The sequence below is a fragment of the Lacticaseibacillus styriensis genome (genome assembly GCF_030770295.1).
Lineage (GTDB): Bacteria > Bacillota > Bacilli > Lactobacillales > Lactobacillaceae > Lacticaseibacillus > Lacticaseibacillus casei.
Genome location: NZ_CP132483.1, coordinates 34008 through 55485 on the forward strand (window position 1 = coordinate 34008; position 21478 = coordinate 55485).

Sequence of the window (21478 nt, forward strand, 5' to 3'; positions counted from 1 at the left end):
ATAGTTCGCTTTTTATTTTCGAGAGAATGATTCGTTAAAATTGTTAAGATCCAGTGCCAAGGCGGAGCAATCGTAGGCCAGATGGGGCTCAGCTGTGAAATCATTGTTGGCGGTTTACCGCCTACAATGAGGCCGAGCTTCGAGACCGCGTACTTTGCGGGCTCGAAGTCGTGCCCACCACGTTCCAGCCCCATCTGGCCGGAGATTGCGTAGTTTGGCACGGCGTGGAATATTTTAGTAAAAACAAATTTGTTTCTCCTCTTGAAATTCACAGACACCTCATTAACTCATATATCAGAATTTTAAGACACAAACAAAATAGCCATTGACAAGTTTTACTAAAATAAGTACACTACAAGGTGAAAGCGATTTCAGAAAGCGCACTCGTAAAACTTGAAATGGAGGCTTTTTGCATGGAGACATCGTTGTTGTACCCAGTGACAAATGATCAGCGCACTGATCAGAAACTGGATGGACTATGGCAATTTAAGTTTGATGAAATGAAACAAGGCGTGAAAGATGGCTGGGAGACCGGCTTTCACGATGGTGTTTCGATGCCGGTACCGGCTAGTTTCAATGACTTCTTTACCGATAAAGAGAGTCGCGAATATACCGGGGATTTCTGGTATAGCCGCAAGTTTTTCGTTCCGTCTGCGGCTAAAGGCAAGGCGCTGTTTCTACGGTTTGATGCCGTTACCCACCGCGCAACGATTTTTGTGAACGGCAAAGAAATCCGGTCGCATGAAGGCGGCTTCCTGCCATTTGCCGCGGACATCAGCAGCGCCATCCATTACGGCGCCGAAAATACCGTGGTCGTTAAGGGCAACAACGAATTGTCCCGCGAAGCCTTACCAGCCGGCGACACGATTACGTTGCGGAATGGGAAGAAAATGGTTCGCCCATTCTTTGACTTTTATAATTACTCTGGCTTGAACCGGTCCGTTCATTTGCTGACGTTGCCACAGGAGCGGGTGTTGGATTACACCACCACGTTTGAATTAAATGGCCAAGACGCCACCGTGAACTATACGGTGACAACCAACGGGGATGCCCCTGTAACGGTTAGTTTGGCAGATGCTGACGGTCAGGTTGTCGCGACTGCCCAAGGCAAGGAAGGCGCTTTGCAGGTTAAGAACGCTCATCTTTGGCAGGTCCGCAACGCTTATCTTTATACCCTGACCATTCAAGTTGGCGATGATGCACAGACGCCGGTTGATACTTATACGGATCGCATCGGAATTCGGACGATCAAGATTTCCGGTACCAATATTCTGGTCAACGACAAGCCAATCTACCTGAAGGGCTTCGGCCGTCACGAAGATTCACCATTTGCCGGTCGTGCTTTTGACCTGAATGTTGAAAAGAAGGACTTTGCCTTGATGAAGTGGATCGGCGCGAACTCCTTCCGTACCTCGCACTATCCATATGACGAGCAAGTCTACAAGATTGCTGATGAAGAAGGGTTCTTGCTAACGGATGAAGTGCCGGCGGTTGGTTTCAAAATGGCCGCGGCAGCCTTTCTTGGCGGCTTGAACCAGTCCTTCTTTAAAGGGCCATGGCTCAAGAAGTTGCACGAACGCCATATTGATCAGATCCGTGATTTGATCAAGCGCGATAAGAACCACCCATCCGTTTTGGCATGGAGCCTCTTCAACGAACCCGATACAATTGATGAAAATGCGGTTCCTTACTTCAAACAAATTTTCGACGAGTCCAAGGATCTTGACCCACAAAGTCGGCCGCGGACCTTTACCCTGAGCGAAGACGACACCATCGAAACGTCCAAAGTGCTCGACTTCCCAGACTTTTACATGCTCAATCGGTATCCTGGCTGGTATCATTTTGGCGGCTACCAGATTTCCGATGGGGAAGCCGGTCTGCGCGATGAAATGGACAAGTGGCAAAAGGCCGGCGTCACGAAGCCGGTTGTCTTCACCGAGTTCGGTGCCGACACCGAAGCTGGCTTGCACAAGCTGCCAAGCGTGATGTGGACTGAAGAGTATCAAGTTGAAGTGCTGAAAATGTTCAGCCGCGTCTTTGATGACTATGACTTTATCAAAGGCGAACAAGTCTGGAACCTTGCTGACTTCCAGACCGTTGAGGGTAACATGCGGGTCAATGGTAACAAGAAAGGGATCTTCACCCGCGACCGCCAGCCAAAAGAAGCTGCCTTCTTCTACCACGATCGCTGGAACAAGCTGCCGCTGGATTATAAGGCCAAGTAAGCTGATCTCCGCGTCAAACTAAAGGTTCATTTAGCGATGCTGCACCCATCTGGCGCTATCTGATGGGTGTTGTTTCGCATGACCAATGCCAAACGACTGTTTCTGTGAAAGAAGCAGTTGTTTGGTATTTTTTTACCTTGAAAAACTTCTCATTCAGCTAACAAAAATTTTTGGGTGGTTAAAAACGCTTCATGACAGGCAATACATCGCTTTGAGACAAGCAAATTTGAAATAAATTTATAAAAATTGTTGTCATCAATGCTTCAACATGTATACTAATATATGAGTTCTTTTAGTAAGCGCATTCAGTAAGCGATTTAACACTCGTCCATCCAAGGGGGCTTGCCTACTTTTCTGACAGTGAACCGTAGACGACATCGCAACGCGAAAACCGGCGCCTCATCACGCTGGCTCACGTTCAAAATGGGAGGAAAACGAGCAAATGAAAGCAAAGATAATTGGCTGGCGGCCCAAAGGCTTTAGCAAAAAATGGCTTTGGGCCAGCATTGCAACGGCTGTCGCGGCAGCATCCATGGTTTTGTTTTTGATGATACCATCGGCGACCCGGGCGGCAACACAGAATCCGGAAGATCCCGTCACCGTTAAGCTGGACGGGAACGATATTGCCAGCAACAACACCAATGGGCTCACGTTTAAAGGCTTCGGGGTTCTCAGCGGCAATGGCACCAGCGCCTTGCTGATGGATTACAAGTCCGAGCATCCAGATGTTTATGCCAAAATGATGAAAACCTTGTTTGGCGGCAGTCAGCCCCTTATGACCAACGTCAAACTGGAAATGGGGAACGATCGCAACAACTCCACCGGTTCGGAGCCTGCGACGCAACGAACTGAATCGGAAAGCGCCAACGTGACCCGCGATCAAGGTTTTCAGCTGGCCGCTGACGCTAAGAAACTCAATCCGAATCTCAAGGTAACGATTCTGCGGTGGAACGCACCGGGTTGGGCCAAAACCAACGACCAGATTTACACCTGGTACAAAAATTCGATTTTGGCGGCTTACCGTAAATACGGCTACATGGTCGATTACGTCAACCCTGGATTAAACGAACACGCACCGGATCTGACTTGGGCAAAGGAATACGCCAATCGGGTCAAAACCGACACGACTGGCTTCAAGAACGATACCGAACGCAAACTTTATAACAACATCAAAGTCGTGATTTCAGATGAAGTCGGCGTTGGAAGCTTCGGTAAAAAGATGGTGTCGGATTCATCGCTGCGCAACGCTATCACAGCGGCCGGCTATCACTATTCAACTGAAGACGACAGTGCCAAAAGCTTTACAACCCTAGCAGACAAGTACAACAAAGAAGTCTGGAATAGTGAAGCTCAGGCAACTTTTGGCAATTCCGATTATCGGCCTAACTCAGGCACCGGCATCGGCGGTAATGGGAGTTCGCTAGAAATGGCCAACACCATTGTCAAAGGCTTTACCGATTCGCGGCGGACGAACTTCATTTATCAGCCGGCCATTGCAGCCTTTTATGAAGGCGGGCAGTATTCCTCCAAGAGTGTGCTGCAGGCAACCGATCCGTGGTCAGGTTGGACGAACAACGATGTCGCGCTTGACGTACTGGCACAGTTCAGCAAGTTTGCCAAACTCGGCTGGGAAAATAGCGACAATACTTCCGGCGTTTGGCGGGCAGTTTCCCAAGCCAGTGCTTCGACAGCCACCGGATCTAATCCTGTCAACGGCCGTAATGGCTTAGCCAATTACTTAACCCTTGCTTCACCGGACAAGAAGAACTTTTCGACGGTCATTGTTAACGACAGCAAGTACACGAAGCATTACCAGATTTCAGCGACCAATATGGGCTATAAAGGCAACCCGTCGCTGGAAGAATGGGAAACCCGTGCGGCTGATTCGAGTGCCACCGATGCATATAACAGCAATTACCTCAAGCACGTGGGCGATGTCAGCGCCGATAGCAAAGGGGTTTACACGGTCACCGTGAAGCCGTGGTCAATGATGACCGTCACCACGCTGGATAAAGCAAAAGATAATGATCTGAAGCAAGACGCTGCTACCCCATCGGATAAAGAGCGTACCGTGCTGGATACCGATACAAACGGCAAAGGCCATGACACTTCAGATAACACCCTTTATGCCGACAACTACGAATATGCCGGGAAAAAGGTGGCAACTTTGAACGCGGATGGAACCAGCAATACGACGCAAACTGAAGATTTCATCAGTTCGCGTGGTGGCAACTCCGGCTTTTACCCGCTCTATACGTTCAACCGCAACGGCACACTTGAAGGTTATCAGTCGAGCCATGCCAAGTCCGGCAACTATGTTCTCCGCCAGCAACTGGATTCAACCGTTGTGGCGCCTGGTGGGGCGTGGAATGACGGAGATGCGCTTGCCTGGATCGGCGACAATCGCTGGATGAACTACAAAGCCAGCACCGATGTTTCGTTTGAAGATAAAGGTACTTATGGCAGCGCCAATTACGCTTCAATCGGTGTCCGCCAGCAAGCTGATTCCGGGCCGGCAGCTTATCTGAAGTTCTGGCAGGACGGCGGTTGGTCGCTGCACATCGGTAGTCAAACTATCAGCGGAAATGTTGCGACCGGCCAAGGCGGCACCAAGATCTCCGATTTTGATACCGCCAATACCGCATGGCACAACATTGCGGTTCAAGCAGCCGGCGATACGATCACGGCTTCTATCGATGGTCATGAAGTCGCATCCGGCAAGGTTACGACGCAACTTTCCGGGCGGGTTACACTCGGAAGTGGCTATTACCACACCGACTTTGATAATCTGAAAGTCGAAAAGGTTAAAGGCTACACGCCGTATTATTCACAACAACTCGACGACCTGGAAATGTATGACACGTCAGCTAAACCGCAAAAAGAATTGGTTTATAACAATCAATGGACCCACGAAAACGGTCAAGGCATGTACGTGCGTGATCGGACAATTTCTAAGAGCACCGGCGCTGGCGCAACGCTAACGTATACGTTCAATGGTACCGGCTTGGACATCTGCGGTAGCAACGATGGCTCGGCTAAGTTGGATGTGACCGTGGACGGCAAACAGGTGGCCACCAATGCGTCTACTAATAAAACCGGCAACCTTGAGCAGACGTACACGCTGCGTAATCTAAAGGATGGCCAACACACCGTAACGTTTACCGTCAAAAGCGGTACGTTAGCCGTGGACTATGTCGGCGTGGTGCCAGGCGAAAACAGTGTTGATTTTAGCGCCTTGCAGACCGCTTATGACAAGGATAAAGACACGACCAACGCCAACAACAAGTACACGACAGCCAGCTGGAACGCTTTCCAGACAGCCTTATCCGCTGCCAAGAACGTTTTGGCCAACAGCAATGCTTCACAGACAGATGTTGACACCGCTTTGAAGAATCTGAACACGGCATACGACGGGTTGGCACTCAGCCCAGACAAGTCCGCGTTACAGAAGGCCTATGACAAGGCAAAAGACGTCACCAATCCGAACAACAAGTACACGGATGCCAGTTGGACGGCACTCCAGACTGCATTGACAGCTGCCCAGAAAGTCTTGTCGAACACCGATGCAACATCGGCAGACATCGACACCGCGCTGAAAAACCTGAATACGGCTTATGCCGGCTTGACCCCAAGTCCGACAACCAAGCCAGGCAAGTCGAAGTTACAAGCAGCCTATGACAAGGACAAAGCGGTCGCCAACACCGACAACAAGTACACCGCTGACAGCTGGAAGACCTTCCAGACAGCTGTGGCAAGCGCACAAACGGTTTTGGCCAACAACGATGCACCCCAGACAGACGTTGACGCCGCTTTGCAAAAACTGAACGACGCCTATAACGGTTTGACGCCAACTAATGGCGAAAAAACCGATAAGTCGGCACTTCAGACAGCCTACGACAAAGACAAAACCGTCACCAACACGGACAATAAGTACACTGACGATAGCTGGGAAACGTTCCAGTCCGCATTGGAAAATGCCCAGAAAGTGTTAGCTGACAACAAAGCAGTCCAAACCGATGTCGATGCTGCTTTGCAGAAGCTAAATGATGCCTATGATGGCTTAACGGTCAATCCAGACACCAAGCCGGACAAATCGGCCTTGCAAGAATCAGTTAATGCGGCCCAAGCCCTTAGCGATGCAGCCGTCACCGGCGAGCATGAAGGCAACTATCCGGCTGCTGCCGTGACAACCTTGAAGGACGCCATCACCGCAGCCAAAAAGGTTCTCACCGACGCATCTGCTTCCAAAGCTGATGTGACCAACGCGGTTTCAACCCTCAACCAAGCTGTTGCGACCTTTAAAAAGGCAGCCATCACCGTTAACCGCGATCCGTTGACGCAACTGGTCAAGGCAACGCAAGCGCTCAAAGAAGCCGACTACACGAGTGATAGTTGGACCACGTTCCAGCAAGCTTTCACCGCTGCCCAGAAACTGTTGGCAGGTAAGCCGAGTCAGCAAGAATTAGATGCCGCAGTGACCGCACTTCAGGCCGCGAAAAACAACCTCGTGGCAGCAGGTGGTCAACTCCCATCAACAGGCGGCAGCGAGTCGTCAAGCACCAGCCAGGCACCTTCCTCATCATCAAGCAGCGCAACATCAAGTTCCACCACAACTGATCAAACCAAGCCAGCAAGTGAATCTTCGTCTAGCTCGAACAAGAACAAATATCCAAACACAGGCGAATCACAACTGTCGCTGGCAGTAACGCTAGCAGCACTTGCCTTGCTTGCTGGCATTGGTGGTCTTGCTCGGTTTCTGCATGAAAAAGGTAAGGCGAAACAGGAGTAGAATGAAGCATTAAGAACGTAGCTGGAGTTGTAACAGTAATTTCATAGTATTTTAAAATGCCCCGCAGTCTGGATGCTTTCTGACTGTGGGGCATTTTTGGTATGTCACTTTCAAGGAGATTTGTAATTCGCAATTTCCATTTTGATCTTCTTGGCTTGATGTGTTGCTATAATACCTTGTATATTCACGTAAGGAAGTATATAGCAACACCGCGGTGCCGGACGGAAACTACTATGATTCACAGCCATCCTGTATAGTAAAAGATGAAAGCAGCATTTCCCTTAACAGCAGTCCTACCCTTAGGATAAGGAGCAGCGTATGAACAATGAAGATAATGATTTCATACTTCGGCAGATAAAAAGCTTTGCGCAAGGGTTGGGGTATATTCTTTCAAAGAAAGATAACTCGAATGAAACAGTGCTTCTGTTTCAGGATGGCGAAACGAGTCTCAAAGGGTATAAAGAAGAGCTAGCTCATTGTATTGAAGAAAAAGGCTTTTCGGAAGCCATGCAAATGTTGGAATCATGGCGTTCCACGCGCATTAGCAAAGCTCAATATGAAAAGCTGTTCTCCTGGCTGCAAGAAAAGCGTTTTGAGAAATGAATTGGAAAGCTGCTCGTATCTTTTGGATGTGGTGATCTGAACAAAAATCGTTACCTCAAAGCCATGCCAGTTATCACCTTTTTTAAAATAGAAAAAACATGCTTGTCCAAGAGCAATCGCTTCTTGGCAAGCATGTTTCATTTTCAGGACTTATTCATTTGTTGCACTTAAAGCGGATGACTCACAGACTACTTACCAGCCTTAATTTCATCCAACTTTGCCCGATACTTCTTGGCGGTTGCGGTGACACCTGCGTAGTCGCCGGTTTTGGCGGCTGCGGTGAGGTTGCTGCCGGCACCGACTAAGGTAACGCCGGCGTCGAACCAGGTTTCGAGGTTGTCGAGTGAAACGCCGCCGGTTGGCATGATGGCCAGTTGCGGGAATGGACCGTGGAGTGCTTTGACCATGGCTGGGCCGGCAACGCTGCCAGGGAAGACCTTGACCAAGTCGACACCGGCTTCGAGCGCGGTTTGGATCTCGGTTGGGGTGAAGCAGCCTGGGGTGTACGGAATTGAGTAGAGGTTGCAGATTTTGGCAACGTCAGCGTTGAAGCTTGGGCTGACGATGAATTTGGCACCGGCAATGATGGCCAGACGTGCCGTAGCCGGATCAAGAACGGTTCCGGCACCGATCAGGACATCGTCACGGTCGGCGTACTTTTCGCTGAGTTCGTCCAGTGCCTTGTCTGCGTGGGGCACCGTGAAGGTCAATTCAATTCCGGTCACGCCACCAGCAATTACGGCGTCAACGGTTTTAACAGCTTCATCGGCATCGTTGCCGCGAACAACCGCGACACAGCCGGTGTTCACTAACCGATTCAGGTAGTCATATTTTTGCATGTTTGTTTGCTCCTTAAACGTGTTTGGTAACGAAGAAAATCTTGTGCGTGTTGAAGCATGGAAAAAGTTAAAGCGCTTTTATTCGTGCCCTGTTTCATTAAGACTTGTTTTCATAAACTTGTCAAGTTGTGATCGCGTCGGGTAGCCGGTGTTGTCGCCGGCGGACTGGATGGCCAAGGCACCGATGGCATTGCCACGGCTGGCTGCTTCGGCAGGGGAGCGGCCTTCGAGCAAGGCACTGATGACGCCAAGGGCAAAGCCGTCGCCAGCCCCGACCGTATCGACAATGTGCGCCGCCGGGAAACTCGGCAGTAACTGCCCCGGCACGTCGCGGCCTAACAGGTAAGCGCCTTGTTTACCGACTTTAACGATAACCAGCTGCGTCTGCGGGCTTTGATCGAGGTAGAAGTGGGCGATGGTCTCAGGATCATCGCTACCGACCAGGATTTTACCTTCCGCCGCACCTGGCAGCACGATGGTGGCACTTTTGGCTAACTCATTGATGGTGGTCGCCATGGTTTGCTGATCAGGCCACAATGCCGGACGCAGATTGGGGTCGAAAGTGATCATGATGTGGTTGGTGATGAGCCGCTTCATCAAGCGTTTCGTTGCCGCCAACGTCGAAGCCGAAGCCGCCGGGAAAATACCGGTAATGTGCGCCAGCTTGACGCCTGCCAAATCAACGCGGTCAATGGCGTCCGGGTCAAAATGGGCGGCTGCCGATCCGGCTCGCAGATAATAAGTGTTCGGATCACCGTGCGTGACGCGCGCTTTGAACTCAATACCGGTCGGATAGCGCGAGGTCGTGGTGACATTGTCTGACCCGATCCCGGCCGCCGTGAGTTGCTGGCGAATGAAAATACCATTCGGATCTTCGCCAAGATGCGTGATATATTCAACTGAATGGCCCAGTCGGCTTAAGCCAACCGCCACATTCAATTCGGCGCCGGCCAGATACTTGGTAAAATGTTTGGCCGCTGCCAACGGAACATCGGCTTCTTCAGCGGCGAAAACGACGAGCGGTTCCCCGATTGTCAGGCATTCATTCACGTGTGATCGTACTCCTTTAGACGTTCAGTCTTTGTTGTCGTAGAAACCAAAGTAGTTGCGGGCGTTACCGTAGCTGATATTCTTGACGATGCGGCCAAGGGCTTCCAGGTCGTAAGGAACGCGGCCTTGTTCAACCAACTCACCGTAGAAGTTGCACAGTACCCGCCGGAAGTATTCATGCCGTGGATAGGACAGGAAGCTGCGGGAATCCGTCAGCATCCCGACAAAGTTTGGCAACAGACTTTGTTGGGCAAAGGTTTGCAACTGCTTGTGCATGCCTTCAGCCGTGTCATTGAACCACCAAGCAGCGCCCAGTTGCAGGTGCTGTTTGTCACCTTGGCCAACGAAGCTTTGCAGCATGGTGATCAATGGTAACCAGTCATTTGGATTGAGTGAATAGAAGATGACCTTTGGTAACGGACCGCGTGCATCCATTGCCTGGAAAAGATCCCGAATTTCACCGACCAGATCCGGCTGGCTGCCCATCGCGTCAAACCCGGTATCCGGGCCGATCTTTTTGAGATTTGGCAGACTCAAGCTGCGGGCAACATTTGCGTGAAATTGCATGGTCCAATTGAATTCGCGGTTTAAGTCCATCAGCATTTCGACTAAGCCGGTGATGTATTGATCATTTTCTTCATCACTGACAGGGCGATTTTCGATACCCTTTTTGATGATGGCATCGAGGGCTTCCTGACTTGCCGGACGGTAGTGGAAGCTGTTGAGGCCGTGGTCGGAAAGGTGGCCGCCGTGTTGGGCGAAGAAGGTGAAGCGTTGTTTCATGGCTTTCTTCAAGGAAGCAAAGTCAGTGATTTCAACGCCGGCTGCCTTGCCGAGGGTCTGCAAGTATTCGCCATAGGAGTTTGCGCAGATGGCCATGAGTTTATCTGGGCGCATTGCTGGCAAGACTTTAAAGCCATTGGTATCTTCGTCTTTCGCGATGAGTTCATGATAGTGGAGGTCACTTGCCGGATCATCGGTGGTGCAGACAACTTCGACGTGACTGCGGCGAATCAACGCGCGCGGCGTGAATTCCGGGGTTGCCAGTTTGGCATTGGCGAGATCCCAGACTTGTTTGGCCGTGTCGCGGCTCAAAACCAGATCACTGCCAAAGAAGCGGCGTAATTCAAGGTGGGTCCATTCAAACACTGGGTTGCCCCAAGCATTTTCCATGGTTTCGCACCACGCGACGAACTTCTCGTAATCATCGCCATCGCCGGTGATCAGTTCTTCCGGAACCCCGTTGGCCCGTTCAAGCCGCCACTTGTAGTGATCACCGTAAGTACCTTCGTTTAACCAAATACGGGTAATGTTCTTGAAGTTACGGTTTTCGTAGATTTCTTCCGGGTTGAGGTGACAGTGAAAATCGATAATGGGCAAGTCAGCAGCATATTGATGAAACAACTGCTTCGCCGGCTCGTTGGTTAACAGAAAATCATCGTCTAAAAAGGCCATTATTTTGCACTCCCTTTTTCCAGTGCTTCCCAGAGGCCGTGCAGATACATGATACCTAAGGCGCGGTCATACAAGCCGTAACCCGGGCGACCATTTTCACCCCAGATGTTGCGACCGTGGTCTGGCCGGATGTAGCCATCGTAGTCTAAGTCGTGCAAGGCCTTCATGATTTCGTACATATCCAGTGAACCGTCTTTGGACAGGTGATCGGATTCGTGGAAGTCACCTTCCTTGTTCATGAACTTGATGTTACGAGCATGGATGAACGGTGCCCGATCTTTCTTGACGAATTCGCGGATGATTGCCGGTACATCGTTGTCAGGATTTTCGCCTAATGAACCGGTGCAGATAGTGAAGCCATTGTAACGGGATTCGTGCATGCCTTCAATGACGCGCATGTCTTCGGCGTTCTTGTAGACGCGTGGCAGACCGAACAGTTCGCGCGGCGGATCGTCGGGGTGCATCGCCATACGTACATCATACTTCTCGCAGGTTGGGATGATGGCGTCGAGGAAGTACTTCATGTTTTCGCGCAATTTAGCAGCGTCAACATCGGCGTAAGCTTTGAACAGGCGCTCGATTTCTGCCAGACGTTCCGGTTCCCAGCCAGGAAGGACATAGCCTTCAGAGTTGTTGCGAACGGAGTCGATGATATCATGCGGATCGTCTTTCAGATATTGATGCTGGAAGGCCATGACATTGCTGCCGTCTTTCAGCTGATAGTGAAGGTTGGTTCGCAACCAGTCGAAGATCGGCATGAAGTTGTAGCAAATGACTTTGATGCCGTATTCGGATAGGTTTTTAATGGTTTCTTTGTAGTTTTCGATGTACTTGTCGCGCGATGGCAGGCCGATCTTGATGTCATCGTGAATGTTAACGGATTCGATGACTTCCAGCTTTAAGCCGGCATCCTCGACCTGTTTCTTCAAAGCGGCAATTTTTTCCTTAGGCCAGACGTCGCCGACCGGAACATCGAATAAAGCGCCAACGACTTGGTCAGTGCCAGGGATTTGGCGGATTTGTTGCAAGGTGATTGGGTCATCTTTTTCGCCGAACCAGCGAAAACCCATTTTTAAATCAGACATAAAATCAAAGCTCCTTTTCGTGATCTTGACGGAATTGTTCAAGTGTCTTGGCAACGGCGCCAGAGCCGGCGATCAGTTTCTTGAAGTCGGCTTCGACTTGGTCAGCCAAACCGATTTGATACAGGTCATGGCCGAAGATCTGGGCGTTGCTCAAAATTGGCTTGAGGGCGGCGTGAACGTCGGCATCGCTGCCAAGTTTGATGTCAGCAACATATGGCTGCAATTGATCCAGCAGCGGGTCGCGGCTTGGCGTGAAGGCATTACCTTTGTCGTCCAGTGCCATCAGGTAACGGCACCAGCCGGCGAGGATCAATGGAATGGCTTTAAGTTGCTTGACGCTGTCAGGACCCTTGTCTAAATAGTGTTGAATGGTGACGCCATAACGGATTGGCAACTTCTGTGACGTGTCGCTGGCAATACGTTGCGGCGTATCCGGAATGTTCTTGTTAGGCAAGCGCTTGGTGATCAGCTGATCCAGGAATTTCTTCGGATTGATAATCTTTGGATCCTTAACCACCGGAAGATCTTCTTTGTAGCCAAGATACTTGATCAATGTAAGTAGATCAGGATTTTCGACTTCAGAGGCAATGGAGGTGTAGCCCAGCAGATTGCCATAGATAGCCAGTGCCGTGTGCAGTGGGTTCAGGCAGGCGGTGACTTTCATCTGATCGGCATCGTTAACCGTGTCGCGATCCGTGAGAATGACACCAGCGTTTTCCAATGCCGGGCGACCATTCGGGAAGCTGTCTTCGATGACCAGATAGTGAGTTTCTTCAGTGTTACCGAATGGCGCAATGTTGGTGTGCTTCGGGGTATGGACGATGGTGGTGTCCTCAAAACCTTCTGCCTTCAGCTTGTCAGCGACATTTTGGGCAGGGTTCGGAGTGATCCGGTCAATCATGGACCAAGGGAAGCTGACGCGTTTTGGATCGGTCAGATAGTCGATGAAGCCTTGGGTGACCGTACCGTTCTTAGCCCAGCCCTTAGCGATGGTCAAAATACCGTCTTCATAACGTTTGCCGTTTTCGGAGAAGTTGTCGGTGCTGACCATGGCAATTGGCTTGGCGCCTGCTTCATAACGGGCTAACAGCAAGCGAGCGATAGCGCCCATGTTGGTAACGGTATCATCTGGCTTGCCGGCGATATCGGCTTCGGCTGCTGGGGTCAGCTTGCCGTTGATATCGGTGAGTTGATAGCCTTTTTCAGTAATGGACATCGTCACCAGTTGCAGCGATGGTTGGGTGAAAATGTCTTTCAACCGTTCCCAGCCGTCTGGATTGCTCTTGTTGTAGTAGATGGCCTCGGCAACACTGGCAATCAGCGTCTTATCAAGGGTGCCATCTGGCTGCATGACAACCTGCAAAACCCGATCGTTGTAAGGCTTGTAGATGTCAGCCGGAACGTCGCCATCATAGGTTTCAGCAACAATAACCCCGGACTTAAGCTTGCCGGTGTTCAGTAAATCTTGCGCAATTTTCGCATGGAAGCAGCGGAAGAGGTTCCCGCCACCGAAGTGTACCCAGACCGGATTGGCTTGGGTCGCTTGTTTCATTTGTTCTTGATCAAATTGCGGAACAGCGATGCCGGCTGCCTTGAATTCATCAGCCTTTGCTTGATAATCGTCGGTTAACTTAACCACAATAATGAACCTCCTCATATACTAATATATCAGAACTACACCCTCAATATAGCACGACTTGGGTAAAATGGAAAGCGCTATCAGTCATCTTTTGACATTTCGTAAAAATAAAATCTAGCCAGGGAATTTGGGTGCTTTGAAAAATGCTCTCACCTACGCAGAGGGTGGGATCGCGCTATAAAAAGGTCGGAATCGAATTAAGATTCCGACCTTTTGGCCTATTTCTTGTTTGCGTTGACGCCTTTGCCCGGAGCCCAGTCGTCCATGAGGTTGGCTGGGTATGGGTTGAGCTTGAAGGCTTCGTCTTCGCGCGGCTTGCTTTCGTTGACCGGTCCGAAGGCTTTGTGCAGGGTTACGGTACCCCATGCCGGGACGGTGACGTGTTGCCAAGCGTAGGCGCCGTCACGGTTAATGGTGACTTCGGCGTCTAGTGGCTTGCCAGATGGATTGTAGATATGTGCGGCAATGGAGCCATCCGGTGCCAGGAACGCAACGGAGCCGAGGCCGCCGGTGTAACCGTCTTGGGTGTAGTTGGTGGAACCGATGACGATGGAGCCTGGTGCGACATCCTGGTTAAAGTTACGCAGCATGTAATATTCGAGGTTACGCTGTACTTTACCGGTTTTATGATCAATGGTGACAACACCGCGACGACCGGTTGCGCCAACCTGATTAGGTAGGCCGCGTTCGTCCAAAGCGATGTTCCAAAGGTCAATCATGTTGAGGCCTTGACGCACGAGCCAGTTGCCGATGAGTCCCATCATAATATGGGAAGCATCTTCCGGCGTTTCTTCGATCATGCAGCGCCGTTCGGTCATCGCTAAGTGCCAGTTAGGATTCAAGCGGCTGCCCTTGAACAGATTCGTGTAAGGGCCGTCATAGGTATGGAAGGCAAAACCGTCAAATGCTGCGGCTTCATCAGGGGTGATGAGTTCGCTAAGCGGCTTGTCGATGACATCCAACACATTCAGACTGCCATCCCAGAAGTACATCTTGGTATCCGGGAACGTTTTATCCAACGCTGGCCGCAAGTACTTGTAACCGAATTGGGCCAACTGCGGAATGGTCCAGATCATGGCTGGCCAAGCCGGTGCGTTGGATGGTTCGTTTTGAATACTCAAAGCATAAATCGGAATACCATACTTGCGATATTCTTCGAGGTAACGAACGAAGTACTGCGCGTAAACACCTTCAAAAGTATCCTTAACCGCATAACCGTTGTTGGTGTATTCACCGAACCGTAAGTGACCGCCCATGTTGAGCTGGCCGGTACTCTTCATCCATGCCGGTGCTGACCACGGGGAAGCCATGATTTTAACGGCCGGATTGATGGCAAGAATTTCCTGAAGAACCGGAATCAGGTACTTTAAGTCTTTGGTTGCATCAGGGGCCCCCGGTTCGCCTTCACCAACCGAGAACTTGGCTAAGGAAGCATCGTGTTCACCGAATGGCACATCGTCATAGGTGTAAAAAGGCTGGCTGGCAGGTTCGCAGGAACCAAGTGGCACACGAATCGTGGAAAAGTGACCTTCTTCAGGATCAAACAGTTCATGTAACAAGGCACTGCGCTGTTCCTTGCTTTGATTCCAAATTAAAGAGGCAGCAGCATCGGTGATCGCAGCACCGGCACCAATCCATTCCTGATGTTGGTCAGCCGGATCAATGACGATTTTAGCACCGTTGCCAGGTTGGGCAGTCGGTTGCGGCGTTGGCAAATGGTCACGTTTTTGGCTTAAATCACCTGCAGTAGCAGTCCAGAATTCGGTTGGGTATAAGCCAGAATCTTTTGTGGTCATGTTAATAAACATCCTTTCTTGCGTCTATCGCTAACAATAACTTCTATTCATTACCGAACACGTTTGATGGCGGCAATCAGAATCCCACCGAGGATTTCCATAGCAACCGCGAACATGAAGACGGCCTGATAACCGAATCCTTCAACAATCGCTGAAGCAACCATGGCACCAAGCATCTGGCCTAAAGTGTTAGCCAGGTTGATTAAGCCAAGGTCCTTACCGGCAGTATCGGAAGATGGCAGAACATCCATGTTCAACGCACCATCGACTGAGTTGTACAAGCCATTACCAAATGCAGCGATAACAGCGTAAGCAAACATTGCCCAAGCTTCTTTGACAAACAGTGGGAACAAAGCAGCAATTGCCAACGCGAACGTCGCGATTACAACTGGGCCTTTAACCCGCTTCATTTTATCAGCAAGTGGTCCGCCGACTAAAGCGAAGAAGACACCGATGAACAGCATGATGGACGAGAAGATTGAAATGGAACCGCCGGCCTGTTTGGTGCTTTGACCAATGTAGTCGGTAAAGATGAATAGCAGGAAAGTGGTAACGATCGTTGAACCAACAACCATCAGGAATTTACCAGATAATGCCAGGTAAAAATCACGCGCATCATGCGTTGGGAAGAAGAAGTACTTCTTGAGCGAATCTTTGTCAAGTTTGATCTTTGGTTCGTCAAGGTTGCTCTTTTCGTTAATGAGCAGAACGTGGATAATCGCCAGAATAACGGTGGTTGCTGCCATGACGTAAATACCGAATTTAACATTGCCAAGGAATTGGGCAGCTAACAGTGCGAAGCCTTGTTGCGCAATGGTAAAACCGACACCGTAGAAGGTCGACACGGTACCACGCCATTTAGGTGCCACACGATCCGATATTTGCGGATAAATCGCCGCCGCAATGGCATTTTCGGCCGCCGCCGCAATGATCCAGATGAAGATGATTGCGGTGATCGACGTTAGATTAGCAATAACGACTAACGAAATCGCGATGACCAAGGTACCAAGAACAATGTAGGGCTTCCGTTTCCCGAAACGCGTCCGGGTGACATCGGAGAAGGCCCCGAAAAGCAAGTTGGCAATCGCACCAGTAATCGATGCGACCGTTGCCAAAATGCCGACCGCCCAAACCTTATGTGCGGCATCAATCTGACTGAACAGCTGTGGAATTAAAACGCTTCGGGTCGAGCCAATTGGCCCATACCAGCAAAGCGGTGCTAGGAACATCGCAGTCGCAACACCGAATGGTAATTTTGGCTGCTGCGAATCTTGAACCTTCGCATTGGTGACAACCCCAACCGTCGTCTTAACGGCTTTAGGGTCTTTATCAAGTTTGTCTGCCATTTTTTTCACTCCCATGAAATTGAATAGTTGGCTTAAATCGTTGAATGATATGAATCAAAAACATAATGGCGTAAAGCCCACGCACCTGCCGAGCATCCCTTCTTTCTTTATATGTAGTGTGATCGTTAGTCGCCTCAAGGCTTTTGTAAAATGAAGGAGCTTGTGAGGAAACTTGCAACCTGTGGTGGACATACCTGCCAGCATATCAACTTGGTAATGGTGGTGACCTTCGCAAGTCATGACAAGTGAACGTAAGTGCCGTATTGAAGGTAGTCTTTGAAGTTGATATATTAGTATATCCTTACAAATGCCATGTTAGCGCTTACTAAAAGCGCTGTCAAGGTTTTACTAAAATATTAATATGCAAGAGCTCGAAAAGACCGGTGTGACAAGGAAAAAAGACTCTAAAATCGCAAGTCGATGCTTGGCGTTTTTAGAGTCTTTCCGTTTTTTGCGTTGCCTGAGGAATGAATTTGTGCAAAAAGCGACAAGAATTTTTGAGCCTTTTGCAAAAGAATCGACGTCAGACAACTGGAGAATCTTGGGTTAATCCTCGCGGTCGTGAGAAAGTCTGAAATTATAGAAGCTTTCTTTGACCGGGGCGATCTTAATGTCCTGACCGGCAGTCCAGTTTGAGAAGTATTTGGGATATTTGCGATGGATGGCTGACATATCTTCGGCAAACTTGGAGATATGGAGGTAAACATTGTGCGCCGCAGCGTCAGCATCGCCGGACTCAATCGAATTCAGAATTTTAAAGTGTTCCTCCAATGTTGAGTCAATCCGCAATTCCGATAACACCTTTAAGTGGCGAATGCGGTCTTGGTCGGCGGCAATGTATGCCAGCGCCTGCTCGATATAAGTCATCGAAGCTGCATCGTAAATCAGATGATGAAACTGATTATCCAGATCAAAAGCACGGATGTAGTTCTTATGATCCAGCTGTTGCCGCTGATTATAAATCGTTTGGTTTAGCGAAAAGACAAGTTCGGAGCGATCCGGCAAACTGCAAACTTTTCGTACCGCTGCTTGTTCTAAAAGATTACGCAAATAAAACGACTCGTAGACCTTATCGAAGTTGATCAGTGAGACGTACGACCCGCGTTGGGGAAAGACATTCACCAACCCGTTTTCGGCAAGGCGGGAGCAGGCTCTTTGGATCGGCGTACGACTGATACCAAGTTCTTTTGATAACTCGATTGGGCTGATACTCGCTCCTGGCGGCAATTCGATAGCAACGATTTTACTAAAAAGGGTCTGATACGCGTAGTCGTTTGCAAAAATGCGATGTTCATTTGAGTTGTTTGGTAAATCCATTTTAATCACGTCCTGAAGGTTGAAAGTTGAGAGAGGTTAAAATTCTGCAAAATGCTTTTGGCACCGGAGCTAGCCTGAGCGCACCTATTTAAAACTGTACAACTTAGTCTGATTTTGTAAGGCTATTTTGATTCGATCTCGTCGAGAAAATTTTACGAATGTTCGGAAAATTTTGTTGAATATAAACGGACTCGTCCAGCTAAAACACAAGGAATATTTTAACAGGGCGAAAGTCGCCACAATGCCCTTTATGCCATGTTACAACAAAATAATCAGCAAATGGGAAAACGGAGAACACAAGTAAAGGTATCGTTAAAATAATTATTTCACAATATTAACTGTATCCTTTATGCCTAGTGCGTTGGTTCATTAATCGACTCAAGAATACCACACAAAAGTTGCTGTGTAGGCGTTTAGTTTAGTAAAAATACATAGCGAACGGTTATCGAAATTGAAAGTTAATTATATTTGACAGCGCTTACTCTTGGTGCTATGTTTTCATTGTCACAATACTGGCATGCTAGTTCATTAGTATTCCAGAAGTCGGAGATGTGTTGAATCTGAAAAGGGAGGTGCTATGAATAGCAGGAAATCGAAGGGTTTTATCAACAAAAAACGATGAAGACATCAAAACTATTGGTGCAAAAAAATTTTGAAAGAATGGAGTCTTTAACATGTTAGCAGCACGAGTTTACGGTAAAGAAGATATTCGCGTCGAAGAGGTTCCTAAGCCGTCAATCAAGTCTTCGAAGGATGTTTTGATTAAGGTAAAGGCAGTTGGTATTTGTGGCAGTGACAATCACATTTACCATGGGGAAAATCCATTTGCGACGTTGCCGCGCGTAATGGGACACGAATTTGTCGGCGAGGTTGTTGAAACTGGGGAGGCTGTGTCCAGCGTTGCGGTAGGCGATCACGCGGTCATCGAACCGATCAATTATCCTGAAGGCGGCAAAGATTACGCTGTTCGTCAGGGAATGCCCAATGTTTCAGCACAGTTGAAGGTTTTGGGTGTTCACGTTGATGGCGGCATGCAGGAATACATTAGCGTGCCAGAGCGACAGGTATACAAAATTGACAAGAACATTCCTTGGACAACTGCTGTGCTCGCCGAACCTTACACCATCGCCGGCAACTCAACAACGCGAGGACAGGTTGGCTTAGGAAAGATGCTGGTTGTTCAAGGAGCAGGTACGATCGGCCAGCTAATCTTGCGGGTGGCCAAGGCAAAAGGCGCAACAGTGTTAATCAGTGATGTCATTGATTCGAAGCTTGAATTTGCCAAGCAAAATGGTGCTGACAGAATTGTGAATGCCAACAAAGAAGATTTAGTGGACGCCGTTCGTGACTGGACGAACGGTGAAATGGCCAATGTCGTCATCGATGCAGTTGGCGCGCCTAAGACCTTTGAAACCTGCTTTGATTTAGTTTCGGTTGCCGGAGCAATTGTGCCATTGGGTATGTCCCCGGAACCTGCGCATATTGCTCAAAAGCCGATCATGCAAAAACAACTGACCATTTACGGTTCAAGATTACAGGCCTATCAGTTTGCGCCAATTATCAAAGCCATTGAGAATGGGCAAATTGGCAATGATGGCGTTGTGACCCAAGAATTCAACATCAAGGACGTCCAAAAAGCTTTTGACCTCATGAATCAACATCCAGAGAAAGCGCGAAAAATCATTTTGACCTTTGATTGAGTAGATAACTTTTTGACCTTATGAAAGTGGGTTTTAACAATGGAAAAAAAGCGTGATTTCGAAGTCGATACAAAGGAATTAGTCAAAGTGACGGCAAGCGGCTGGATGGGAACGGCCATGGAGTTCATGGATTTTCAGCTTTATTCACTAGCTGCGGCCATTGTCTTTAGCGATATCTTTTTCCCCGAGATGACGCCTGCTATGGGTTTGGTCATGGCGATGGGAACTTATGGCGCGGGGTATGTTGCGCGGTTGTTAGGCGCGTATGTTTTTGGCCGAATGGGTGACAAAATCGGTCGGCGAACGGTTCTTTTCGTGACAATTATGCTCATGGGGCTGGCTTCTACCGCAATTGGGTTTTTACCAACGTATCAACAAGTGGGGATTTTAGCGCCTATTGGGTTGGTTATTTTACGAATCGTGCAAGGCTTTGGCGCGGGTGCTGAAATTTCCGGGGCCGGCGTGATGGTCGCCGAATTTGCCAAGAAAAGCAATCGCGGTTTAGTCGGTAGTTTTGTTTGCCTGGGTACATCGACTGGTACCTTGTTGGCCAACCTGATCTGGACCATCATCTTAACGAAATTAGATCAGAAGAGCTTAATGGCATGGGGCTGGCGAATTCCGTTTTATGCTTCGTTCGTCATCATGATCGTGGCAGTTCTGATCCGAATCTTCATTAAGGAAAGTCCGGTTATGGCGGAGAAAAAGAAGCTATTAACCGAACAACGGCAAAAAGAATTAGAGAATCAGAAGGCAAATGGTGATGTCCCGACAGTCCAGAAGAAACATTTCAAACTTAGTAAGAGTTTGTTGGTTGCGCTAGGATTGCGGTTTGGTCAGGCTGGGAACAGTGGTATTATGCAGACATACTTGGCTGGGTTTATGGTCACTTTTCTCAGTATTCAAAAAACAGTTACGACAAATGCCAATATTATTGCTTCCTTAGTTTCCTTTGTGACCATTCCCATTGTGGGCTGGCTGGGTGACAAAATTGGTCGCCGGCGGATGTATTTGATCTTGTCCGGCGCGATGGCCCTCTATGCAATTCCGATGCTTTTAATGATTGAAACGAAGAATACGGTGCTTCTGACACTTGCCATGGTGATTGGCTTGAATGTCGGGGTTCAGGGGATTTTTGCTTTGGAAAATGTCATGTTACCAGAATTGTTTGGTTCCAAAAATCGGATGACTTTGATGGCTTTAGCAAAAGAAATTGCCGGAGTCATTGCAACTGGCTTTGGTCCCCTCATTGCCGCAAGTTTAGTTTCTGCAGCCATTGGCAGTTGGTGGCCGGTTGCCATTATGATCGTTGTTTTTTCCTTGTTCACTTTTGTAAGCGCTTATCTTTCTGTTGATACTAACGGGCGCGACTTGAACGACTTAGACGATGCGATGGACGATATTTCGCTTAAGTCTGAGAATTTGCACAACCGGGCAACCTCGGAACTTGTCGATGCCCACACAGGGGTTAAGAAACATTGATTCATAAATAAACATGACAAACCCTAAAAAATTAGGTTAAATGAAGTTAAGCCATTGACATTAACGTAACTGATATATTAGTATGGCCTCATAGGGCATGACAGCGCTTACGCATTTTTTAAAAGTTAAAGTACTTAGTTTCTGAAGCAACA

13 protein-coding genes are annotated in these 21478 nt (G+C 48.9%); 5 read left to right on the top strand and 8 right to left on the bottom strand.

Annotated features, from left to right (window positions below; translation table 11 throughout):
- Positions 1–413 precede the first annotated feature (413 nt).
- The 3 genes from uidA (at position 414) to LACSTY_RS00175 (ending at position 7617) form a co-directional block, all read left to right on the top strand.
- Complete coding sequence (gene uidA, locus LACSTY_RS00165) at positions 414–2225, top strand: beta-glucuronidase (RefSeq protein ID WP_087911244.1); 1812 nt, start codon at positions 414–416, stop codon at positions 2223–2225.
- A gap of 442 nt (positions 2226–2667) precedes the next feature.
- Positions 2668–7014 (top strand): FIVAR domain-containing protein, encoded by a 4347-nt coding sequence (locus LACSTY_RS00170; protein WP_087911245.1) that lies wholly within the window; start codon positions 2668–2670, stop codon positions 7012–7014.
- 318 nt (positions 7015–7332) lie between these two features.
- On the top strand, positions 7333–7617 hold the full coding sequence (locus LACSTY_RS00175) for a hypothetical protein (protein WP_087911246.1): 285 nt from the start codon (positions 7333–7335) through the stop codon (positions 7615–7617).
- A gap of 188 nt (positions 7618–7805) precedes the next feature.
- On the opposite strand, the gene LACSTY_RS00180 is transcribed toward LACSTY_RS00175, so the two are convergent.
- The 8 genes from LACSTY_RS00180 to LACSTY_RS00215 form a co-directional block, all read right to left on the bottom strand.
- Positions 7806–8456 carry a bifunctional 4-hydroxy-2-oxoglutarate aldolase/2-dehydro-3-deoxy-phosphogluconate aldolase gene (locus LACSTY_RS00180; protein WP_049171844.1) on the bottom strand — a complete coding sequence of 217 codons (651 nt, stop codon included), beginning with the start codon at positions 8454–8456 and terminating at the stop codon, positions 7806–7808.
- A 78-nt stretch (positions 8457–8534) separates the two neighbouring features.
- On the bottom strand, positions 8535–9506 hold the full coding sequence (locus LACSTY_RS00185; RefSeq protein WP_087911247.1) for a sugar kinase: 972 nt from the start codon (positions 9504–9506) through the stop codon (positions 8535–8537).
- A 24-nt stretch (positions 9507–9530) separates the two neighbouring features.
- Positions 9531–10961, bottom strand: coding sequence for a glucuronate isomerase (uxaC, locus tag LACSTY_RS00190; RefSeq protein WP_087911248.1), 1431 nt, complete (start codon positions 10959–10961; stop codon positions 9531–9533).
- The gene (uxuA, locus tag LACSTY_RS00195; protein ID WP_049171839.1) at positions 10961–12046 is read right to left on the bottom strand and encodes a mannonate dehydratase; all 1086 of its coding nucleotides are present in this window, start codon (positions 12044–12046) and stop codon (positions 10961–10963) included. The genes uxaC and uxuA overlap by 1 nt, the downstream gene beginning before the upstream one ends.
- Positions 12047–12050: 4 nt before the next feature.
- Positions 12051–13685 (bottom strand): mannitol dehydrogenase family protein, encoded by a 1635-nt coding sequence (locus tag LACSTY_RS00200; protein WP_087911249.1) that lies wholly within the window; start codon positions 13683–13685, stop codon positions 12051–12053.
- Between the two features lie 218 nt (positions 13686–13903).
- Positions 13904–15481, bottom strand: a complete 1578-nt coding sequence (locus LACSTY_RS00205) for a glycoside hydrolase family 30 protein (RefSeq protein WP_087911250.1) — start codon at positions 15479–15481, stop codon at positions 13904–13906.
- 50 nt (positions 15482–15531) lie between these two features.
- Positions 15532–16827: an MFS transporter gene (locus LACSTY_RS00210; protein ID WP_087911251.1), complete on the bottom strand. Its 1296-nt coding sequence runs from the start codon at positions 16825–16827 to the stop codon at positions 15532–15534.
- A 546-nt stretch (positions 16828–17373) separates the two neighbouring features.
- Positions 17374–18144: a GntR family transcriptional regulator gene (locus LACSTY_RS00215; RefSeq protein WP_087911252.1), complete on the bottom strand. Its 771-nt coding sequence runs from the start codon at positions 18142–18144 to the stop codon at positions 17374–17376.
- A gap of 674 nt (positions 18145–18818) precedes the next feature.
- Between LACSTY_RS00215 and LACSTY_RS00220 the strand changes: the two genes are divergently transcribed.
- Both LACSTY_RS00220 and LACSTY_RS00225 read left to right on the top strand, forming a co-directional pair.
- Positions 18819–19844: a zinc-binding alcohol dehydrogenase family protein gene (locus LACSTY_RS00220; protein WP_087911253.1), complete on the top strand. Its 1026-nt coding sequence runs from the start codon at positions 18819–18821 to the stop codon at positions 19842–19844.
- A 39-nt stretch (positions 19845–19883) separates the two neighbouring features.
- Positions 19884–21326 (top strand): MFS transporter, encoded by a 1443-nt coding sequence (locus tag LACSTY_RS00225; protein ID WP_080978143.1) that lies wholly within the window; start codon positions 19884–19886, stop codon positions 21324–21326.
- Positions 21327–21478 lie beyond the last annotated feature (152 nt).

What these genes read in the sequence shown, in the direction of transcription:
- uxuA (WP_049171839.1), bottom strand. Translation starts at nt 12,046, where the DNA reads ATGTCTGATTTAAAAATGGGTTTTCGCTGGTTCGGCGAAAAAGATGAC.
- uidA (WP_087911244.1), top strand. Translation starts at nt 414, where the DNA reads ATGGAGACATCGTTGTTGTACCCAGTGACAAATGATCAGCGCACTGAT.
- LACSTY_RS00210 (WP_087911251.1), bottom strand. Translation starts at nt 16,827, where the DNA reads ATGGCAGACAAACTTGATAAAGACCCTAAAGCCGTTAAGACGACGGTT.
- LACSTY_RS00180 (WP_049171844.1), bottom strand. Translation starts at nt 8,456, where the DNA reads ATGCAAAAATATGACTACCTGAATCGGTTAGTGAACACCGGCTGTGTC.
- LACSTY_RS00215 (WP_087911252.1), bottom strand. Translation starts at nt 18,144, where the DNA reads ATGGATTTACCAAACAACTCAAATGAACATCGCATTTTTGCAAACGAC.
- LACSTY_RS00175 (WP_087911246.1), top strand. Translation starts at nt 7,333, where the DNA reads ATGAACAATGAAGATAATGATTTCATACTTCGGCAGATAAAAAGCTTT.
- LACSTY_RS00170 (WP_087911245.1), top strand. Translation starts at nt 2,668, where the DNA reads ATGAAAGCAAAGATAATTGGCTGGCGGCCCAAAGGCTTTAGCAAAAAA.
- LACSTY_RS00205 (WP_087911250.1), bottom strand. Translation starts at nt 15,481, where the DNA reads ATGACCACAAAAGATTCTGGCTTATACCCAACCGAATTCTGGACTGCT.
- uxaC (WP_087911248.1), bottom strand. Translation starts at nt 10,961, where the DNA reads ATGGCCTTTTTAGACGATGATTTTCTGTTAACCAACGAGCCGGCGAAG.
- LACSTY_RS00220 (WP_087911253.1), top strand. Translation starts at nt 18,819, where the DNA reads ATGTTAGCAGCACGAGTTTACGGTAAAGAAGATATTCGCGTCGAAGAG.
- LACSTY_RS00225 (WP_080978143.1), top strand. Translation starts at nt 19,884, where the DNA reads ATGGAAAAAAAGCGTGATTTCGAAGTCGATACAAAGGAATTAGTCAAA.